Below are 18,002 nucleotides of genomic sequence, written 5' to 3'. Positions count from 1 at the left end.
GATGAACCTCAGTTAAGAAAATTATGGTCTACACTGAAAATTACATCGAATTCTAATGGGGGATCATATGTTTAACCGACCGAACCGCAACGACGTCGATGATGGCGTGCAGGATATCCAGAATGATGTCAATCAATTAGCTGACAGCCTCGAATCTGTATTGAAGTCCTGGGGCAGCGACGCCAAAGGGGAAGCCGAAGCCGCTCGTAGTAAAGCGCAGGCTCTACTGAAAGAAACCAGAGCGCGAATGCATGGTCGTACTCGCGTCCAGCAAGCCGCGCGCGATGCCGTTGGCTGCGCGGATTCTTTTGTTCGTGAAAGACCCTGGTGTAGCGTGGGTACAGCAGCTGCGGTTGGTATTTTTATCGGCGCACTGTTAAGCATGCGCAAATCGTAGTGCAACAATGATAATAAATACGCGTCTTTGACCCCGAAGCCTGGCTTCGGGGTTTCTTTTTGCCTGGTGAATCACAAAAATCCCCCTACCCCGTCACGCTCATACCCAGGGTAATTTCGACCACTATTTGCTATATATTGTGTGGTTGAATCTTTTTTCAACTACATCTAGTATCTCTGTATCAACAGAGAGACAACCCGACGCGTATCATCGCGCCGTATCTTCATTTTAAACGGAAATACGAATCATGCGCATTACTATTTACACTCGTAACGATTGCGTTCAGTGCCACGCCACCAAACGGGCGATGGAAAACCGGGGCTTTGATTTTGAAATGATTAATGTCGATCGCGTTCCTGAAGCGGCGGAAGCGCTGCGTGCGCAGGGCTTTCGTCAGTTGCCGGTAGTGATTGCTGGCGATCTTAGCTGGTCTGGTTTCCGCCCGGACATGATCAATCGTCTGCATCCAGCGCCACACGCGGCCAGTGCATGAGCCAACTCGTCTACTTTTCCAGTAGCTCCGAAAATACGCAGCGTTTTATCGAACGTTTAGGACTGCCCGCGGTGCGCATCCCGCTCAATGAGCGGGAACGGATTCAGGTAGACGAGCCTTACATCCTGATCGTGCCCTCTTACGGCGGCGGCGGTACAGCTGGCGCGGTGCCACGACAGGTCATTCGCTTTTTAAACGACGAGCACAATCGGGCGTTGCTGCGCGGCGTTATTGCTTCGGGTAATCGCAACTTTGGTGAGGCGTATGGCCGCGCCGGAGATGTGATAGCCCGGAAATGCGGCGTGCCGTGGCTGTACCGCTTTGAACTCATGGGTACGCAAAGCGATATCGAAAACGTTCGTAAAGGAGTAACCGAATTTTGGCAACGACAACCGCAGAATGCCTGACGCAGGAAACGATGGATTACCACGCGCTGAATGCGATGCTTAACCTCTACGATAGCGCAGGTCGCATTCAGTTCGATAAAGATCGCCAGGCCGTTGACGCCTTTATTGCGACGCATGTGCGTCCGAACAGTGTGACCTTCAGTAGCCAGCAGCAGCGCCTGAACTGGCTGGTCAACGAAGGTTACTATGATGAAAGCGTTCTTAATCGCTACTCTCGCGACTTTGTCATTACGCTGTTTGCCCACGCACACACCAGCGGTTTTCGTTTCCAGACATTCCTCGGGGCATGGAAGTTTTACACCAGCTATACGTTGAAGACATTCGACGGTAAACGTTATCTGGAAGATTTTGCCGATCGAGTCACGATGGTGGCGCTGACGCTGGCACAAGGCGATGAAACACTGGCGACGCAACTGACCGATGAGATGCTGTCAGGACGCTTTCAGCCTGCAACACCGACATTCCTCAACTGTGGTAAGCAGCAGCGCGGCGAACTGGTTTCCTGTTTTTTGCTGCGTATTGAAGACAATATGGAGTCGATTGGCCGGGCAGTAAATTCCGCACTGCAACTGTCGAAACGCGGCGGCGGCGTGGCATTTTTGCTGTCGAATCTGCGGGAAGCGGGCGCGCCAATTAAACGTATTGAAAATCAATCTTCTGGCGTGATTCCGGTGATGAAAATGCTGGAAGACGCATTTTCCTATGCCAACCAGCTCGGCGCGCGTCAGGGTGCTGGCGCAGTCTATTTACATGCCCATCATCCCGATATTCTGCGTTTTCTCGATACAAAGAGGGAAAATGCCGACGAAAAAATCCGCATTAAAACACTGTCGCTGGGCGTGGTGATCCCGGATATCACTTTCCATCTGGCAAAAGAGAATGCGCAGATGGCGCTGTTTTCGCCCTATGACGTTGAGCGAGTTTATGGCAAGCCGTTTGCTGATATCGCCATCAGCGAACACTATGCCGAACTGGTTGCCGATGAACGCATCCGCAAAAAATACATCAACGCCCGTGATTTCTTCCAGCGACTGGCTGAGATCCAGTTTGAGTCTGGCTATCCCTACATCATGTATGAAGACACGGTTAACCGTGCTAACCCTATCGCCGGGCGCATAAATATGAGCAATCTCTGCTCAGAAATTTTGCAGGTTAACAGCGCCTCAGAGCATGACGAGAATCTCGACTATGCCCGCACAGGCCATGATATTTCCTGCAATTTAGGTTCGTTGAATATTGCCCACACCATGGATTCCCCCGACTTTGCCCGCACGGTAGAGACTGCCGTGCGCGGTTTAACGGCGGTGTCAGATATGAGTCATATCCGCAGCGTGCCGTCCATCGAAGCCGGAAATGCCGCCTCACACGCCATCGGACTGGGGCAGATGAATTTACACGGCTATCTGGCGCGAGAAGGCATCGCTTATGGTTCGCCGGAAGCACTGGATTTCACCAATCTCTATTTCTATACCATCACCTGGCACGCACTGCGTACCTCGATGTTGCTGGCGCGCGAACGCGGTGAAACCTTCGCCGGGTTCAAACAGTCACGCTATGCCAGTGGTGAATATTTTAGCCAATATCTGCAAGGGAACTGGCAGCCGAAAACGGCGAAAGTTGGCGAACTGTTTACCCGTAGCGGTATTACGTTACCTACCCGTGAGATGTGGGCGCAGCTGCGCGACGACGTGATGCGCTACGGCATTTACAACCAGAATCTTCAGGCGGTGCCGCCAACCGGTTCTATCTCTTATATCAACCATGCTACGTCGAGTATTCATCCGATTGTGGCGAAAGTAGAGATACGCAAAGAGGGCAAAACAGGACGCGTTTACTACCCTGCCCCGTTTATGACTAACGAGAATCTGGCGCTGTATCAGGACGCTTACGAAATCGGCGCAGAAAAGATCATCGACACCTACGCGGAAGCGACTCGCCATGTCGATCAGGGGCTGTCGCTGACGCTGTTTTTCCCCGATACCGCCACCACTCGCGATATCAACAAAGCGCAGATTTACGCCTGGCGCAAGGGTATCAAAACGCTCTACTACATCCGCCTGCGTCAGATGGCGCTGGAAGGCACTGAAATTGAAGGCTGCGTCTCCTGTGCACTTTAAGGAATATCTATGAAACTCTCACGTATCAGCGCCATCAACTGGAACAAGATAACAGACGATAAAGATCTGGAGGTGTGGAATCGCCTGACCAGCAATTTCTGGCTACCAGAAAAGGTGCCGCTGTCGAATGATATTCCCGCCTGGCAGACATTAAGTGTCGTAGAACAACAACTGACGATGCGCGTTTTTACTGGCCTGACGCTGCTCGACACGCTGCAAAATGTTATCGGCGCGCCTTCGCTGATGCCCGATGCGCTCACGCCTCATGAAGAGGCGGTATTATCGAATATCAGCTTTATGGAAGCGGTTCATGCCCGCTCTTACAGTTCGATTTTCTCGACGCTGTGCCAGACCAAAGATGTCGATGCCGCCTACGCCTGGAGTGAAGAAAACGCGCCGTTGCAGCGAAAAGCACAGATTATTCAGCAACATTATCGCGGTGATAATCCGCTGAAAAAGAAAATCGCCAGTGTGTTTCTTGAATCATTTTTGTTCTATTCCGGTTTCTGGCTGCCGATGTATTTTTCCAGCCGCGGAAAGCTGACCAATACCGCAGACCTGATCCGTCTGATTATCCGCGATGAAGCAGTCCACGGTTACTACATAGGCTATAAATATCAGAAAAACATGGAAAAGATATCTCTGGGACAACGTGAAGAGTTGAAGAGTTTCGCCTTCGATTTGTTGCTGGAACTCTACGACAACGAGTTGCAATACACCGATGAGCTGTACGCCGAAACCCCGTGGGCTGACGATGTGAAAGCGTTTCTCTGTTACAACGCCAATAAGGCGTTGATGAATCTGGGCTACGAACCGTTATTTCCCGCAGAAATGGCAGAAGTGAATCCGGCAATCCTCGCCGCGCTTTCGCCGAATGCCGATGAAAATCACGATTTCTTTTCCGGTTCAGGCTCCTCTTATGTGATGGGAAAAGCGGTCGAAACAGAAGATGAAGACTGGAATTTCTGAGGGGGTTATTTTCAAAAATATCACTACCCGCAGCAGGGAAATAATTCCCGCCAAATAGCTTTTTATCACGCAAATATTTTGTGGTGATCTACACTGACACTCTGTTGCATTATTCGCCTGAAACCACAATATTCAGGCGTTTTTTCGCTATCTTTGACAAAAAATATCAACTTTTCTCGATTTGCTCTCAGCCCTTATATCACGGGAAATTCCGGCGATTTGCTCTCATCAATATTCATGCCACATTTGCCGTCAGGGGTTGCCTCAAATTCTCAGTATGTTAGGGTAGAAAAAAGTGACTATTTCCATTGGGTAATGTATCGACATAAACAAATAACAGGAATCTTTCTATTGCATGGCAATTAAATTAGAAATTAAAAATCTTTATAAAATATTTGGTGAGCATCCACAACGAGCTTTCAAATATATCGAACAAGGACTTTCAAAAGAACAAATTCTGGAAAAAACTGGGCTATCGCTTGGCGTAAAAGACGCCAGTCTGGCCATTGAAGAAGGCGAGATATTTGTCATCATGGGATTATCCGGTTCGGGTAAATCCACAATGGTACGCCTTCTCAATCGCCTGATTGAACCCACCCGCGGGCAAGTGCTGATTGATGGTGTGGATATTGCCAAAATATCCGACGCCGAACTCCGTGAGGTGCGCAGAAAAAAGATTGCGATGGTCTTCCAGTCCTTTGCCTTAATGCCGCATATGACCGTGCTGGACAATACTGCGTTCGGTATGGAACTGGCCGGAATTAATGCCGAAGAACGCCGTGAAAAAGCCCTTGATGCACTGCGTCAGGTCGGGCTGGAAAATTATGCCCACAGCTACCCGGATGAACTCTCTGGCGGGATGCGTCAACGTGTGGGATTAGCCCGCGCGTTAGCGATTAATCCGGATATATTATTAATGGACGAAGCCTTCTCGGCACTCGATCCATTAATTCGCACCGAGATGCAGGATGAGCTGGTAAAATTACAGGCGAAACATCAGCGCACCATTGTCTTTATTTCCCACGATCTCGATGAAGCTATGCGTATTGGTGACCGAATTGCCATTATGCAAAATGGTGAAGTGGTGCAGGTTGGTACACCGGATGAAATTCTTAATAATCCGGCGAATGATTATGTCCGTACCTTCTTCCGTGGCGTCGATATTAGCCAGGTGTTCAGTGCGAAAGATATTGCCCGTCGTACACCGAACGGCTTAATTCGTAAAACCCCCGGCTTCGGCCCGCGTTCGGCACTGAAATTATTGCAGGATGAAGATCGCGAATATGGCTACGTCATCGAACGCGGTAATAAGTTTGTCGGCGCTGTGTCTATCGATTCGCTTAAAGCCGCGTTAACGCAGCAGCAAGGTCTTGATGCGGCGCTGATTGATGCGCCGTTAGCGGTCGATGCACAAACGCCTCTTAGCGAGTTGCTCTCTCATGTCGGACAGGCCCCCTGTGCGGTGCCCGTGGTCGACGAGGACCAACAGTATGTCGGCATCATTTCGAAAGGAATGCTGCTGCGCGCTTTAGATCGTGAGGGGGTAAATAATGGCTGATCAAAATAATCCGTGGGATACCACGCCAGCGGCGGACAGTGCCGCACAGTCCGCAGACGCCTGGGGTACACCGGCGACTGCACCGACTGACGGCGGTGGCGCTGACTGGCTGACCAGTACGCCTGCACCAAACGTCGAGCATTTTAATATTCTCGATCCGTTCCATAAAACGCTGATCCCGCTCGACAGTTGGGTCACTGAAGGGATCGACTGGGTCGTTACCCATTTCCGTCCCGTCTTCCAGGGCGTGCGCGTTCCGGTTGATTATATCCTCAACGGTTTCCAGCAATTGCTGCTGGGTATGCCAGCGCCAGTGGCGATTATCGTTTTCGCTCTCATCGCCTGGCAGATTTCCGGGGTCGGAATGGGCGTGGCGACGCTGGTTTCGCTGATTGCCATCGGCGCAATCGGTGCCTGGTCGCAGGCCATGGTTACCCTGGCGCTGGTGTTAACCGCCCTGCTGTTCTGTATCGTCATCGGTTTGCCGTTGGGGATCTGGCTGGCGAGAAGTCCACGAGCGGCGAAAATTATTCGTCCACTGCTTGATGCCATGCAGACCACGCCAGCGTTTGTTTATCTGGTACCAATCGTCATGCTGTTTGGTATCGGTAACGTGCCGGGCGTAGTGGTGACGATCATCTTTGCTCTGCCGCCGATTATCCGTCTGACAATTCTAGGGATTAACCATGTTCCGGCGGATCTGATTGAAGCCTCGCGCTCATTCGGTGCCAGCCCGCGCCAGATGCTGTTCAAAGTTCAGTTACCGCTGGCGATGCCAACCATTATGGCGGGCGTTAACCAGACGCTGATGCTGGCCCTTTCTATGGTGGTCATCGCCTCGATGATTGCCGTCGGCGGGCTGGGTCAGATGGTGCTTCGCGGTATCGGTCGTCTGGATATGGGGCTTGCCACCGTTGGCGGCGTCGGGATTGTGATCCTCGCCATTATCCTCGACCGCCTGACGCAGGCCGTTGGGCGCGACTCACGCAGTCGCGGCAACCGTCGCTGGTACACCACTGGCCCTGTCGGTCTGCTGACCCGCCCATTCATTAAGTAACTCTGCACTTGCCCGGTGACGCCGGGCATTATCACCCTGCCAAAAAAAGGAATAACAATGCGACATAGCGTACTTTTTGCGACAGCGTTTGCCACGCTTATCTCTACACAAACTTTTGCTGCCGACCTGCCGGGCAAAGGCATTACTGTTAATCCGGTTCAGAGCACCATCACCGAAGAAACTTTCCAGACGCTGCTGGTCAGCCGCGCGCTGGAGAAATTAGGTTATACCGTCAATAAACCCAGCGAAGTGGATTACAACGTTGGCTACACCTCGCTTGCTTCCGGCGATGCAACCTTCACCGCAGTGAACTGGACGCCACTGCATGACAACATGTACGAAGCTGCCGGTGGCGATAAGAAATTTTATCGTGAAGGAGTATTTGTTAACGGCGCGGCACAGGGTTACCTGATCGATAAGAAAACTGCCGACCAGTACAAAATCACCAACATCGCGCAACTGAAAGATCCGAAGATCGCCAAACTGTTCGATACCAACGGCGACGGTAAAGCGGATTTGACTGGCTGTAACCCTGGCTGGGGCTGCGAAGGTGCGATCAACCACCAGCTTGCCGCGTATGGACTGACCAATACCGTGACGCATAATCAGGGGAACTACGCAGCGATGATGGCTGACACCATCAGTCGTTACAAAGAGGGTAAGCCGGTGTTTTACTACACCTGGACGCCGTACTGGGTGAGTAACGAACTGAAACCGGGGAAAGATGTGGTCTGGTTGCAGGTGCCGTTCTCCGCACTGCCGGGCGATAAAAATGCCGATACCAAACTGCCGAATGGCGCGAATTACGGCTTCCCGGTCAGTACCATGCATATCGTTGCCAACAAAGCCTGGGCCGAGAAAAACCCGGCAGCAGCGAAACTGTTTGCCATTATGCAGTTACCAGTGGCAGATATTAACGCCCAGAACGCCATTATGCATGACGGCAAAGCCTCAGAAGGCGATATTCAGGGCCACGTTGATGGCTGGATCAAAGCCCACCAGCAGCAGTTCGATGGCTGGGTGAATGAGGCGCTGGCAGCGCAGAAGTAAATATTGATAACCGCGCAGATAATGCTCATGTGAGTAAAACAATTGCAGCGATGGTTTTAATCCGGCTGAAAATCGATGAGACGTTTTCTGAAGGCCGGGGCGACGCGCAGGGATGCGCGGCGAGGGCGCGTCTTACAGGGATGTTACCTCGCGCCCGTACCCGATAGCCGTAAGAAATAAGTCGAATGTACCGCGTAGCGGCGATTTTGTGCCAAAAGCCTGGGTCGCCAGGGTGGTGGCGACTGAGCCACCCTGGCACGTTCACCAGCAAAATAGTGACAAAGTAGCTATAATCTGGAAGTGAACGTAACATTTGCCTTAGTGGCATATTTCACCTTCAAATACCCTCTCCCCATTACCCGCACATTTTAACAATCTATCTTTCGCCCCACATTCATAAACATCCGCTATTATTGATTCCCAGCTTAATCATCACCTGATGAACAAAAATAATGACTAAAACAAACCATGAGCTTAGCCCGGCGCTGATCGTGCTGATGTCTATCGCCACCGGTCTGGCGGTAGCCAGTAACTCTTACGCCCAGCCATTACTCGACACCATCGCGCGTAACTTTTCCCTTTCCGCCAGTTCGGCGGGCTTTATTGTTACCGCCGCGCAGTTGGGCTATGCCGCAGGTCTGCTGTTTCTTGTTCCCCTCGGTGATATGTTTGAACGCCGCCGCCTGATTGTCTCGATGACCTTACTGGCAGCGGGCGGTATGTTAATCACTGCCAGCAGTCAGTCACTGGCGATGATGATCCTCGGTACGGCATTGACCGGTTTATTCTCGGTCGTGGCACAAATTCTGGTTCCGCTGGCAGCGACGCTGGCTTCACCAGACAAACGCGGCAAAGTGGTCGGCACCATTATGAGCGGGCTGCTGTTGGGGATCTTGCTGGCACGAACCGTTGCCGGGTTGCTGGCAAACCTCGGCGGCTGGCGCACCGTCTTTTGGGTTGCCTCGGTGTTAATGGCACTGATGGCGCTGGCATTATGGCGTGGTCTGCCACAAATGAAATCAGAAACCCACCTCAACTACCCACAGTTGCTTGGTTCCGTTTTCAGCATGTTTATCAGCGATAAAATTCTGCGCACCCGCGCGTTGCTGGGCTGCCTGACCTTTGCCAACTTCAGCATTCTATGGACCTCAATGGCCTTTTTGCTCACCGCTCCGCCTTTTAATTACAGCGATGGCGTCATTGGTCTGTTTGGACTTGCGGGAGCAGCCGGAGCGTTGGGCGCTCGTCCGGCGGGCGGTTTTGCCGATAAGGGTAAATCGCACCACACCACAACTTTCGGTCTGCTGCTGCTGTTACTTTCATGGCTGACGATCTGGTTTGGTCACACTTCCGTACTGGCGCTGATTATCGGCATCCTGGTGCTGGATCTCACCGTGCAGGGCGTGCATATCACTAACCAGACAGTAATTTATCGAATACACCCTGATGCGCGTAATCGCCTGACCGCAGGTTACATGACCAGCTACTTTATTGGCGGTGCCGCCGGTTCGCTAATTTCAGCCTCAGCCTGGCAACATGGCGGTTGGGCTGGCGTTTGTCTGGCTGGCGCGACGATTGCCCTGGTTAACTTACTGGTCTGGTGGCGAGGTTTTCATCGTCAGGAAGCCGCAAATTAAGCAATCAGCAACCGTTTTCGTGGCTTTACACTTATAAGGGTGTTAAGAAGCCCATCAGTCTGATAAGGTTAAGATATTCATTCAGTCTATTTATAATATTAACAATCGTTAAGCGTACACTCTATGGAAAGCCCTACTCCACAGCCTGCTCCTGGTTCGGCGACCTTCATGGAAGGATGCAAAGACAGTTTACCGATTGTTATTAGTTATATTCCGGTGGCCTTTGCGTTCGGTCTGAATGCGACCCGTCTGGGATTCTCTCCTCTCGAAAGCGTTTTTTTCTCCTGCATCATTTATGCAGGCGCGAGCCAGTTCGTCATTACCGCGATGCTGGCAGCCGGGAGTAGTTTGTGGGTTGCTGCACTGACCGTCATGGCAATGGATGTTCGCCATGTTTTGTATGGCCCGTCACTGCGTAGCCGTATTATTCAGCGTCTGCAAAAATCGAAAACCGCCCTGTGGGCGTTTGGCCTGACGGATGAGGTTTTTGCCGCCGCAACCGCAAAACTGGTACGCAATAATCGCCGCTGGAGCGAGAACTGGATGATCGGCATTGCCTTCAGTTCATGGTCATCGTGGGTATTTGGTACGGTAATAGGGGCATTCTCCGGCAGCGGTTTGCTGCAAGGTTATCCCGCCGTTGAAGCAGCATTAGGTTTTATGCTTCCGGCACTCTTTATGAGTTTCCTGCTCGCCTCTTTCCAGCGCAAACAATCTCTTTGCGTTACCGCAGCGTTAGTTGGTGCCCTTGCAGGCGTAACGCTATTTTCTATTCCCGTCGCCATTCTGGCAGGCATTGTCTGTGGCTGCCTCACTGCGTTAATCCAGGCATTCTGGCAAGGAGCGCCCGATGAGCTATGAGGTTCTGCTGCTTGGGTTACTGGTTGGCGCGGCGAATTATTGCTTCCGCTATTTGCCGCTGCGCCTGCGTGTGGGTAATGCCCGCCCAACCAAACGTGGCGCGATAGGCATATTGCTCGACACCATTGGCATCGCCTCGATATGCGCTCTGCTGGTTGTCTCTACCGCACCAGAAGTGATGCACGATACACGCCGTTTCGTGCCCACGCTGGTCGGCTTCGCGGTACTGGGTGCCAGTTTCTATAAAACACGCAGCATTATCATCCCAACACTGCTTAGTGCGCTGGCCTACGGGCTCGCCTGGAAAGTGATGGCGATTATATAACCCACAAGAATCATTTTTCTAAAACAATACATTTACTTTATTTATCTCTGTCGTTACTATATCGGCTGAAATTAATGAGGTCATACCCAAATGGATAGTTCGTTTACGCCCATTGAACAAATGCTAAAATTTCGCGCCAGCCGCCACGAAGATTTTCCTTATCAGGAGATCCTTCTGACTCGTCTTTGCATGCACATGCAAAGCAAGCTGCTGGAGAACCGCAATAAAATGCTGAAGGCTCAGGGGATTAACGAGACGTTGTTTATGGCGTTGATTACGCTGGAGTCTCAGGAAAACCACAGTATTCAGCCTTCTGAATTGAGTTGTGCTCTTGGATCATCCCGTACCAACGCGACGCGTATTGCCGATGAACTGGAAAAACGCGGTTGGATCGAACGTCGTGAAAGCGATAACGATCGCCGCTGCCTGCATCTGCAATTAACGGAAAAAGGTCACGAGTTTTTGCGCGAGGTTTTACCACCGCAGCATAACTGCCTGCATCAACTCTGGTCCGCGCTCAGCACAACAGAAAAAGATCAGCTCGAGCAAATCACCCGCAAATTGCTCTCCCGTCTCGACCAGATGGAACAAGACGGTGTGGTTCTCGAAGCGATGAGCTAACGCGTCATCTCGCTCAAAAATCCAGATTTATAAAAGAAAAAATGACTGGCCAGCATCGCAACATGCTGGCCTTTTTGGCAAGCAGGTCGGCTCAGCCGATGAGTTAAGAAGATCGTGGAGAACAATATGAGCGCAAATGCGGAGACTCAAACCCCGCAGCAACCGGTAAAGAAGAGCGGCAAACGTAAGCGTCTGCTCCTCCTTCTCACCTTGCTCTTTATAATTATTGCCGTAGCGATAGGGATTTATTGGTTTTTGGTACTGCGTCATTTCGAAGAAACTGATGACGCATACGTGGCAGGGAATCAGATTCAAATTATGTCTCAGGTGTCTGGCAGCGTGACGAAAGTCTGGGCCGATAACACCGATTTTGTAAAAGAAGGCGATGTGCTGGTCACTCTCGACCCGACAGATGCTCGCCAGGCGTTTGAAAAAGCCAAAACTGCACTGGCTTCCAGCGTTCGCCAAACCCACCAGCTGATGATTAACAGCAAACAGTTGCAGGCGAATATTGAGGTGCAAAAAATCGCCCTCGCGAAAGCACAAAGCGACTACAACCGCCGTGTGCCGCTGGGCAATGCCAACCTGATCGGTCGCGAAGAGCTGCAACACGCCCGCGACGCCGTCACCAGTGCCCAGGCGCAACTGGACGTCGCTATTCAACAATACAATGCCAATCAGGCGATGATTCTGGGAACTAAACTGGAAGATCAGCCTGCCGTGCAACAGGCTGCCACCGAAGTACGTAACGCCTGGCTGGCACTGGAGCGTACCCGTATTGTCAGCCCGATGACTGGTTATGTCTCCCGCCGAGCAGTACAGCCTGGGGCCCAAATTAGCCCAACGACGCCGCTGATGGCGGTCGTTCCAGCCACCAATATGTGGGTGGATGCCAACTTTAAAGAGACGCAGATTGCCAATATGCGCATCGGTCAGCCGGTCACCATCACCACCGATATTTACGGCGATGATGTGAAATACACCGGTAAAGTGGTTGGTCTGGATATGGGCACAGGTAGCGCGTTCTCGCTGCTTCCGGCGCAAAACGCCACCGGTAACTGGATCAAAGTCGTTCAGCGTCTGCCTGTTCGTATCGAACTGGACCAAAAACAGCTGGAGCAATACCCGCTGCGTATCGGTTTATCCACGCTGGTGAGCGTCAATACCACTAACCGTGACGGTCAGGTACTGGCAAATAAAGTACGTTCCACACCGGTCGCGGTAAGTACCGCGCGTGAAATCAGCCTGGCACCTGTCAATAAACTGATCGACGATATCGTAAAAGCTAACGCTGGCTAATCCAGAGGTGCGTGTTATGCAACAGCAAAAACCGCTGGAAGGCGCGCAACTGGTCATTATGACGATTGCGCTGTCACTGGCGACATTCATGCAGGTGCTGGACTCCACCATTGCTAACGTGGCGATCCCCACTATCGCCGGAAACCTGGGCTCATCGCTCAGCCAGGGAACGTGGGTAATCACTTCCTTCGGGGTAGCGAATGCCATCTCGATCCCGCTTACCGGCTGGCTGGCAAAGCGCGTCGGGGAAGTGAAACTGTTCCTCTGGTCAACCATCGCCTTTGCTATTGCGTCGTGGGCGTGTGGTGTCTCCAGCAGCCTGAATATGCTGATCTTCTTCCGCGTAATTCAGGGGATTGTCGCCGGGCCGCTGATCCCGCTTTCGCAAAGTCTATTGCTGAATAACTACCCGCCAGCCAAACGCTCGATCGCGCTGGCGTTGTGGTCGATGACGGTGATTGTCGCGCCAATTTGCGGCCCGATCCTCGGCGGTTATATCAGCGATAATTACCACTGGGGCTGGATATTCTTCATCAACGTGCCGATTGGCGTGGCGGTGGTGTTGATGACACTGCAAACCCTGCGCGGACGCGAAACCCGCACCGAACGGCGGCGGATTGATGCCGTGGGGCTGGCACTGCTGGTTATTGGTATCGGCAGCCTACAGATTATGCTCGACCGCGGTAAAGAGCTGGACTGGTTTTCATCACAGGAAATTATCATCCTTACCGTGGTGGCGGTGGTGGCTATCTGCTTCCTGATTGTCTGGGAGCTGACCGACGATAACCCGATAGTCGATCTGTCGTTGTTTAAGTCGCGCAACTTCACCATCGGCTGCTTGTGTATCAGCCTCGCGTATATGCTCTACTTCGGCGCGATTGTTCTGCTGCCGCAGTTGTTGCAGGAGGTCTACGGTTACACGGCGACCTGGGCAGGTTTGGCCTCTGCGCCGGTAGGGATTATTCCGGTGATCCTGTCGCCGATTATCGGCCGCTTCGCGCATAAACTGGATATGCGGCGGCTGGTAACCTTCAGCTTTATTATGTATGCCGTCTGCTTCTACTGGCGTGCCTATACCTTTGAACCGGGTATGGATTTTGGTGCGTCGGCCTGGCCGCAGTTTATCCAGGGCTTCGCAGTGGCCTGCTTCTTTATGCCGCTGACCACCATTACGCTGTCTGGTTTGCCACCGGAACGACTGGCGGCGGCATCGAGCCTCTCTAACTTTACGCGAACGCTGGCGGGGTCTATCGGCACATCCATTACCACCACCATGTGGACCAACCGCGAGTCGATGCACCACGCACAGTTAACCGAGTCGGTAAACCCGTTCAACCCGAATGCCCAGGCGATGTACAGTCAACTGGAAGGGCTTGGGATGACGCAACAGCAGGCATCAGGCTGGATTGCCCAGCAGATCACCAATCAGGGGCTGATTATTTCCGCCAATGAGATCTTCTGGATGTCAGCCGGAATATTCCTCGTCCTGCTGGGGCTGGTGTGGTTTGCTAAACCGCCCTTTGGCGCAGGTGGCGGTGGAGGCGGTGCGCACTAAGTACAACTAAGCCAGTTCATTTGAACTGGCTTTTTTCAATTAATTGTGAAGATAGTTTACTGACTAAATGTGCAGTTCCTGCAACTTCTCTTTCGGCAGCGCCAGTTCTTCGTTGCTGTTGATGCGCACGTTACGTTCCAGAATGCTACGCGCAATATCCTGCGCTTCCTGCAACGAGTGCATCTGGTAAGTGCCACACTGGTAGACGTTCAGTTCCGGGATCTGATTCTGATCCTGCACTTTCAGCACGTCTTCCATTGCCGCTTTCCAGGCATCAGCGACACGCTGCTCATCTGGCGTACCAATCAGACTCATATAAAAACCGGTGCGGCAGCCCATTGGCGAGATATCGATAATCTCTACACCATTACCGTTAAGATGGTTACGCATAAAACCAGCAAACAGGTGCTCCAGGGTATGGATCCCTCTTTCTGGCATCACTTCTTTGTTCGGCACACAGAAGCGCAGATCGAACACGGTGATTGCGTCGCCATGCGGGGTGTTCATTGTTTTCGCCACCCGAACTGCAGGCGCTTCCATCCGGGTATGATCGACTGTGAAGCTATCTAACAACGGCATTTAGCCACCTCCGGTAATTTTTTTAAAAATTTTCTGAACTCTTTCTTCCCAGGCGAGTCTGAGTATATGAAAGACGCGCATTTGTTATCATCATCCCTGAATTCAGAGATGAAATTTTGGCCACTCACGAGTGGCCTTTTTCTTTTCTGTCAGGCGTGTTTTTCCAGCCACACCGCAAACGGTTCGGTATCAGCGGCTTCCATTTCCTGCTGACGGCGTTCAGACGCCTCGCGCTCGGCTACAAAATCCTCTTCGCGCAGAATTTCCAACGGCTCTTCACGCAGCAGATTACGGTAGGCTTCTGCAAATGCTTTGCCTGTTCCGCCAATACCAGTATCAATCATAGACCTTAAGATACGGGCAGAGAAAGTCAGATCGGGATTATCGAAGCAGGCGACCAGTTCATCACACACTTTCTGATACGCTTCGCCGCCGTTAATGCTATCCAGCGTTTGCGCGACGCGTTTTAGATCGCGGAACAGATCTTTACCCACCTGCGGTAACGGGAACTGCGCGGTTTCGCAGCCGATACCCAGCGTCAGGCCCGGTTTGCGACCTTCGAGGATCACCCGGTTCCAGTTAACGCGTGTACAGGCAAGTTCGCTACTGCTCATTTCCGGTGCATCAGCCAGCGCACACCAGACCATAAACAAGTCGAGGAATCGCACCTGCTGTTCATCTACGCCAATCGGCGAGAACGGGTTGATGTCCAGCGAACGCACTTCAATATATTCAATGCCGCCACGTAACAGCGCATCAGAAGGCGACTCGCCGCTGCGGGTAACGCGTTTTGGACGAATCGGCGCGTACAGTTCGTTTTCAATCTGCAGCACGTTGCTATTGATTTGCAGTCGCTTACCGTCTTTCTCAATACCAATCTTCGCGTACTCTTCCGATGGCGTTTTGATTGCCTGTTTAAGGCCCGCCACGTACTCGTAAAGATCGTTGAAGGTAATACCAAGATTGCTTTGCGATTTATTGGTATAGCCAAGATCGCTCAAACGAAGAGAGGTCGCATACGGCAGGTAATACATACCGCACTCGGTTTTCTCAAACGGCAGCGACGTTGGTTTTCCTTGCAAGAAAGAAGAACAAATCGCTGGAGACGCACCAAACAGATAAGGAATGACCCAACCGAAGCGATAGTAGTTACGGATAACGCGGAAATAACCCGCAGATATTTTCTCTTTGGCATCAGCGCCCGAGATATCACCGCACTTCGCTTGCCAGAATGCCATTGGCAAAGAGAAATTGTAGTGCACGCCGGAAATGGTTTGCATCAGCGCGCCGTAGCGATTTTTTAGCCCTTCACGGTACAGCGTTTTAAAGCGACCGGTGTTAGAAGTGCCGTACTGTGCCAGTTCGATGTCCTGACCTTCTGCGATGTAGCATGGCATACTTAACGGCCACATCCGCTCATCGCCCATATTGCGCGCCGTATAACGATGCAGATCGCGCATAAAGGTCAGCATATGTTCAATATCACCATCCACTGGTGTAATGAATTCCAGCAATGCTTCCGCAAAATCGGTAGTAATCCATTTGTGCGTCAGTGCGGAACCTAATGCTTCAGGATGACCTGTTGTTGCCAGTGTTCCATCAGCATTAACACGCAAAGTTTCGCGTTCCAGCCCACGCTGTATCCCCTTTAACGCCTGAGGATGTTTTTCCAGCCAGGCCAGCGCCTGTGATACGTCCGGGATCAAATTGACCTCCCGCCTGTCAAAATCGTTTTAATTAGCATAACTGTAATGGTGACCATATGTGCAGGCCTACAATTAGTGCCACCACATCATGCCCTGAACGGTAGCTGCTGCAACTGCAACATAGCGTAACGTTTTACCAAGGCACAAAAAAAAGATTACCGGTCCCCACGAGATGCGCATCCATCCCGCTAACAGACACAGTAAATCGCCAACCACGGGCATCCAGCTTAATAATAGCGTGACTGCACCATAGCGTTTCAGCCAGCCGGTAGCTTTCTCTTGCCAGCGCGATGTTTTACGCAGTGGAAAGAAACGCCCAAGGATAACGTTAGTTAACCCTCCAAGGCTATTACCCATTGTTGCTGTTAAAACTAAAACCCAGGGATGACTGATCCCGGAAAGCAACATTGCCACCAGCACGACTTCGGAGTTGCCGGGTAATAGTGTAGCGCTGAGAAAACTACTGGCAAACAACGAGAAAAGCGATAACGCTTCACTCACAGCAAGCGAACATCCACAGCGTCCATGCCTGCTGCACGGGCCGCCTGAATACCGAAATCGGCATCTTCAAAGACCACACACTGTGTCGGTTGCACGCCCATACGCTGCGCGCACAACAAAAATGTGTCTGGCGCGGGTTTATGGTGTTTGACGTGATCAGCAGCGACGACAGCGTCAAAATAACGGCGTAATCCCAGGTGCGCCAGCAATGCCTCAGCGATGGCGCTTTCACTCCCCGTTCCTACAGCCATTGGGCGACGACCATGCCAACTTTTCACCACTTCAACAAGAGGAAGCGGCTCGACACTATCCAGCAGCATACTTCTTACTGCTTCTGTTTTTTCACGCGCTAACGCATGCGGGTCGAGATCTGCCTGATTCAGCTCAATAATCGCCTGAGCAATACGCCAGGTGGGCGAGCCATTAAGCGCAATCATTGCCTGAACATCGTACTGAAGACCGTAGTGCCCTAATACTTCGCGCCACGCTTTACGGTGCGTAGGCTCCGTATCCAGGATTGTGCCATCCATATCAAAAATTAAACCTGCATAACGCTCGTACATGGTCTTCTCGCAAGTCGAAAAATATGACGCTACTTTAGCGTAATTGCTTGATTTTGTCGCTGATGGCGAAGGAGAAGAAAATTCAGGAAATGGATAAAGTAGTTATTTAGAAATGAGATATTTTTGAAGGAAATTTGTGGGAGAAGATGGTGCCTGCGGTTAGTACCGCTACCTCTTCGATACCTTCATTGCTGAAGATTACGGAGAATATGGTGCATCCGGGAGGATTCGAACCTCCGACCGCTCGGTTCGTAGCCGAGTACTCTATCCAGCTGAGCTACGGATGCATCGGGAAATTTATTTTACT

18 protein-coding genes and 1 tRNA gene are annotated in these 18,002 nt (G+C 51.7%); 14 read left to right on the top strand and 5 right to left on the bottom strand.

Annotated elements, in window-relative coordinates:
* Positions 1-67: 67 nt before the first annotated feature.
* From ACJHX3_RS22085 to emrB, 14 genes are all read left to right on the top strand, one after another.
* A complete protein-coding gene (locus ACJHX3_RS22085; RefSeq protein WP_001295174.1) occupies positions 68-397 on the top strand; it encodes a DUF883 domain-containing protein in 330 nt (109 codons plus the stop codon).
* Positions 398-644: 247 nt separating this feature from the next.
* On the top strand, positions 645-890 hold the full coding sequence (nrdH, locus tag ACJHX3_RS22080) for a glutaredoxin-like protein NrdH (RefSeq protein WP_001223227.1): 246 nt from the start codon (positions 645-647) through the stop codon (positions 888-890).
* Complete coding sequence (nrdI, locus tag ACJHX3_RS22075) at positions 887-1,297, top strand: class Ib ribonucleoside-diphosphate reductase assembly flavoprotein NrdI (protein ID WP_000080947.1); 411 nt, start codon at positions 887-889, stop codon at positions 1,295-1,297. Before nrdH ends, nrdI begins: the two co-directional genes overlap by 4 nt.
* Positions 1,270-3,414: a class 1b ribonucleoside-diphosphate reductase subunit alpha gene (nrdE, locus tag ACJHX3_RS22070; protein ID WP_042096242.1), complete on the top strand. Its 2,145-nt coding sequence runs from the start codon at positions 1,270-1,272 to the stop codon at positions 3,412-3,414. Before nrdI ends, nrdE begins: the two co-directional genes overlap by 28 nt.
* A 9-nt stretch (positions 3,415-3,423) precedes the next feature.
* Positions 3,424-4,383 (top strand): class 1b ribonucleoside-diphosphate reductase subunit beta, encoded by a 960-nt coding sequence (gene nrdF, locus ACJHX3_RS22065; protein WP_024216519.1) that lies wholly within the window; start codon positions 3,424-3,426, stop codon positions 4,381-4,383.
* A gap of 355 nt (positions 4,384-4,738) precedes the next feature.
* On the top strand, positions 4,739-5,941 hold the full coding sequence (gene proV / locus ACJHX3_RS22060; protein WP_000985490.1) for a glycine betaine/L-proline ABC transporter ATP-binding protein ProV: 1,203 nt from the start codon (positions 4,739-4,741) through the stop codon (positions 5,939-5,941).
* Positions 5,934-6,998 carry a glycine betaine/L-proline ABC transporter permease ProW gene (gene proW / locus ACJHX3_RS22055; RefSeq protein WP_000774975.1) on the top strand — a complete coding sequence of 355 codons (1,065 nt, stop codon included), beginning with the start codon at positions 5,934-5,936 and terminating at the stop codon, positions 6,996-6,998. The genes proV and proW overlap by 8 nt, the downstream gene beginning before the upstream one ends.
* Positions 6,999-7,055: 57 nt before the next feature.
* Positions 7,056-8,048, top strand: coding sequence for a glycine betaine/L-proline ABC transporter substrate-binding protein ProX (proX, locus tag ACJHX3_RS22050; RefSeq protein ID WP_001216531.1), 993 nt, complete (start codon positions 7,056-7,058; stop codon positions 8,046-8,048).
* 452 nt (positions 8,049-8,500) lie between these two features.
* On the top strand, positions 8,501-9,685 hold the full coding sequence (locus tag ACJHX3_RS22045; protein ID WP_094308534.1) for an MFS transporter: 1,185 nt from the start codon (positions 8,501-8,503) through the stop codon (positions 9,683-9,685).
* Between the two features lie 123 nt (positions 9,686-9,808).
* The gene (gene ygaZ, locus ACJHX3_RS22040) at positions 9,809-10,546 is read left to right on the top strand and encodes an L-valine exporter subunit YgaZ (protein WP_000445658.1); all 738 of its coding nucleotides are present in this window, start codon (positions 9,809-9,811) and stop codon (positions 10,544-10,546) included.
* On the top strand, positions 10,536-10,871 hold the full coding sequence (gene ygaH, locus ACJHX3_RS22035) for an L-valine transporter subunit YgaH (protein WP_000119745.1): 336 nt from the start codon (positions 10,536-10,538) through the stop codon (positions 10,869-10,871). Before ygaZ ends, ygaH begins: the two co-directional genes overlap by 11 nt.
* A 90-nt stretch (positions 10,872-10,961) precedes the next feature.
* A complete protein-coding gene (emrR, locus tag ACJHX3_RS22030; protein ID WP_000378442.1) occupies positions 10,962-11,492 on the top strand; it encodes a multidrug efflux transporter EmrAB transcriptional repressor EmrR in 531 nt (176 codons plus the stop codon).
* 126 nt (positions 11,493-11,618) lie between these two features.
* Positions 11,619-12,791, top strand: a complete 1,173-nt coding sequence (gene emrA, locus ACJHX3_RS22025) for a multidrug efflux MFS transporter periplasmic adaptor subunit EmrA (RefSeq protein WP_001295175.1) — start codon at positions 11,619-11,621, stop codon at positions 12,789-12,791.
* Between the two features lie 16 nt (positions 12,792-12,807).
* Positions 12,808-14,346, top strand: coding sequence for a multidrug efflux MFS transporter permease subunit EmrB (gene emrB / locus ACJHX3_RS22020; RefSeq protein ID WP_001295176.1), 1,539 nt, complete (start codon positions 12,808-12,810; stop codon positions 14,344-14,346).
* A 63-nt stretch (positions 14,347-14,409) separates the two neighbouring features.
* Here emrB and luxS read toward each other — a convergent pair whose 3' ends face one another.
* From luxS to ACJHX3_RS21995, 5 genes are all read right to left on the bottom strand, one after another.
* Positions 14,410-14,925 carry an S-ribosylhomocysteine lyase gene (gene luxS / locus ACJHX3_RS22015; protein WP_094308535.1) on the bottom strand — a complete coding sequence of 172 codons (516 nt, stop codon included), beginning with the start codon at positions 14,923-14,925 and terminating at the stop codon, positions 14,410-14,412.
* Between the two features lie 149 nt (positions 14,926-15,074).
* Positions 15,075-16,631 carry a glutamate--cysteine ligase gene (gene gshA, locus ACJHX3_RS22010; RefSeq protein ID WP_000611804.1) on the bottom strand — a complete coding sequence of 519 codons (1,557 nt, stop codon included), beginning with the start codon at positions 16,629-16,631 and terminating at the stop codon, positions 15,075-15,077.
* 72 nt (positions 16,632-16,703) lie between these two features.
* The gene (locus tag ACJHX3_RS22005; protein ID WP_001287455.1) at positions 16,704-17,132 is read right to left on the bottom strand and encodes a YqaA family protein; all 429 of its coding nucleotides are present in this window, start codon (positions 17,130-17,132) and stop codon (positions 16,704-16,706) included.
* Entirely contained in the window at positions 17,129-17,695 is a 567-nt protein-coding gene (gene yqaB / locus ACJHX3_RS22000; RefSeq protein WP_000273309.1) for a fructose-1-phosphate/6-phosphogluconate phosphatase, read from the bottom strand. The genes ACJHX3_RS22005 and yqaB overlap by 4 nt, the downstream gene beginning before the upstream one ends.
* 210 nt (positions 17,696-17,905) lie before the next feature.
* Positions 17,906-17,982 (bottom strand) — tRNA-Arg (locus ACJHX3_RS21995).
* Between the last annotated feature and the right edge of the window lie 20 nt (positions 17,983-18,002).

This window comes from Escherichia sp. WS1265 (genome assembly GCF_046487585.1).
Taxonomy (GTDB): domain Bacteria; phylum Pseudomonadota; class Gammaproteobacteria; order Enterobacterales; family Enterobacteriaceae; genus Escherichia; species Escherichia coli.
Note: the sequence above shows the minus strand (reverse complement) of the source record. Positions and strands in the feature narration are given on the sequence as shown.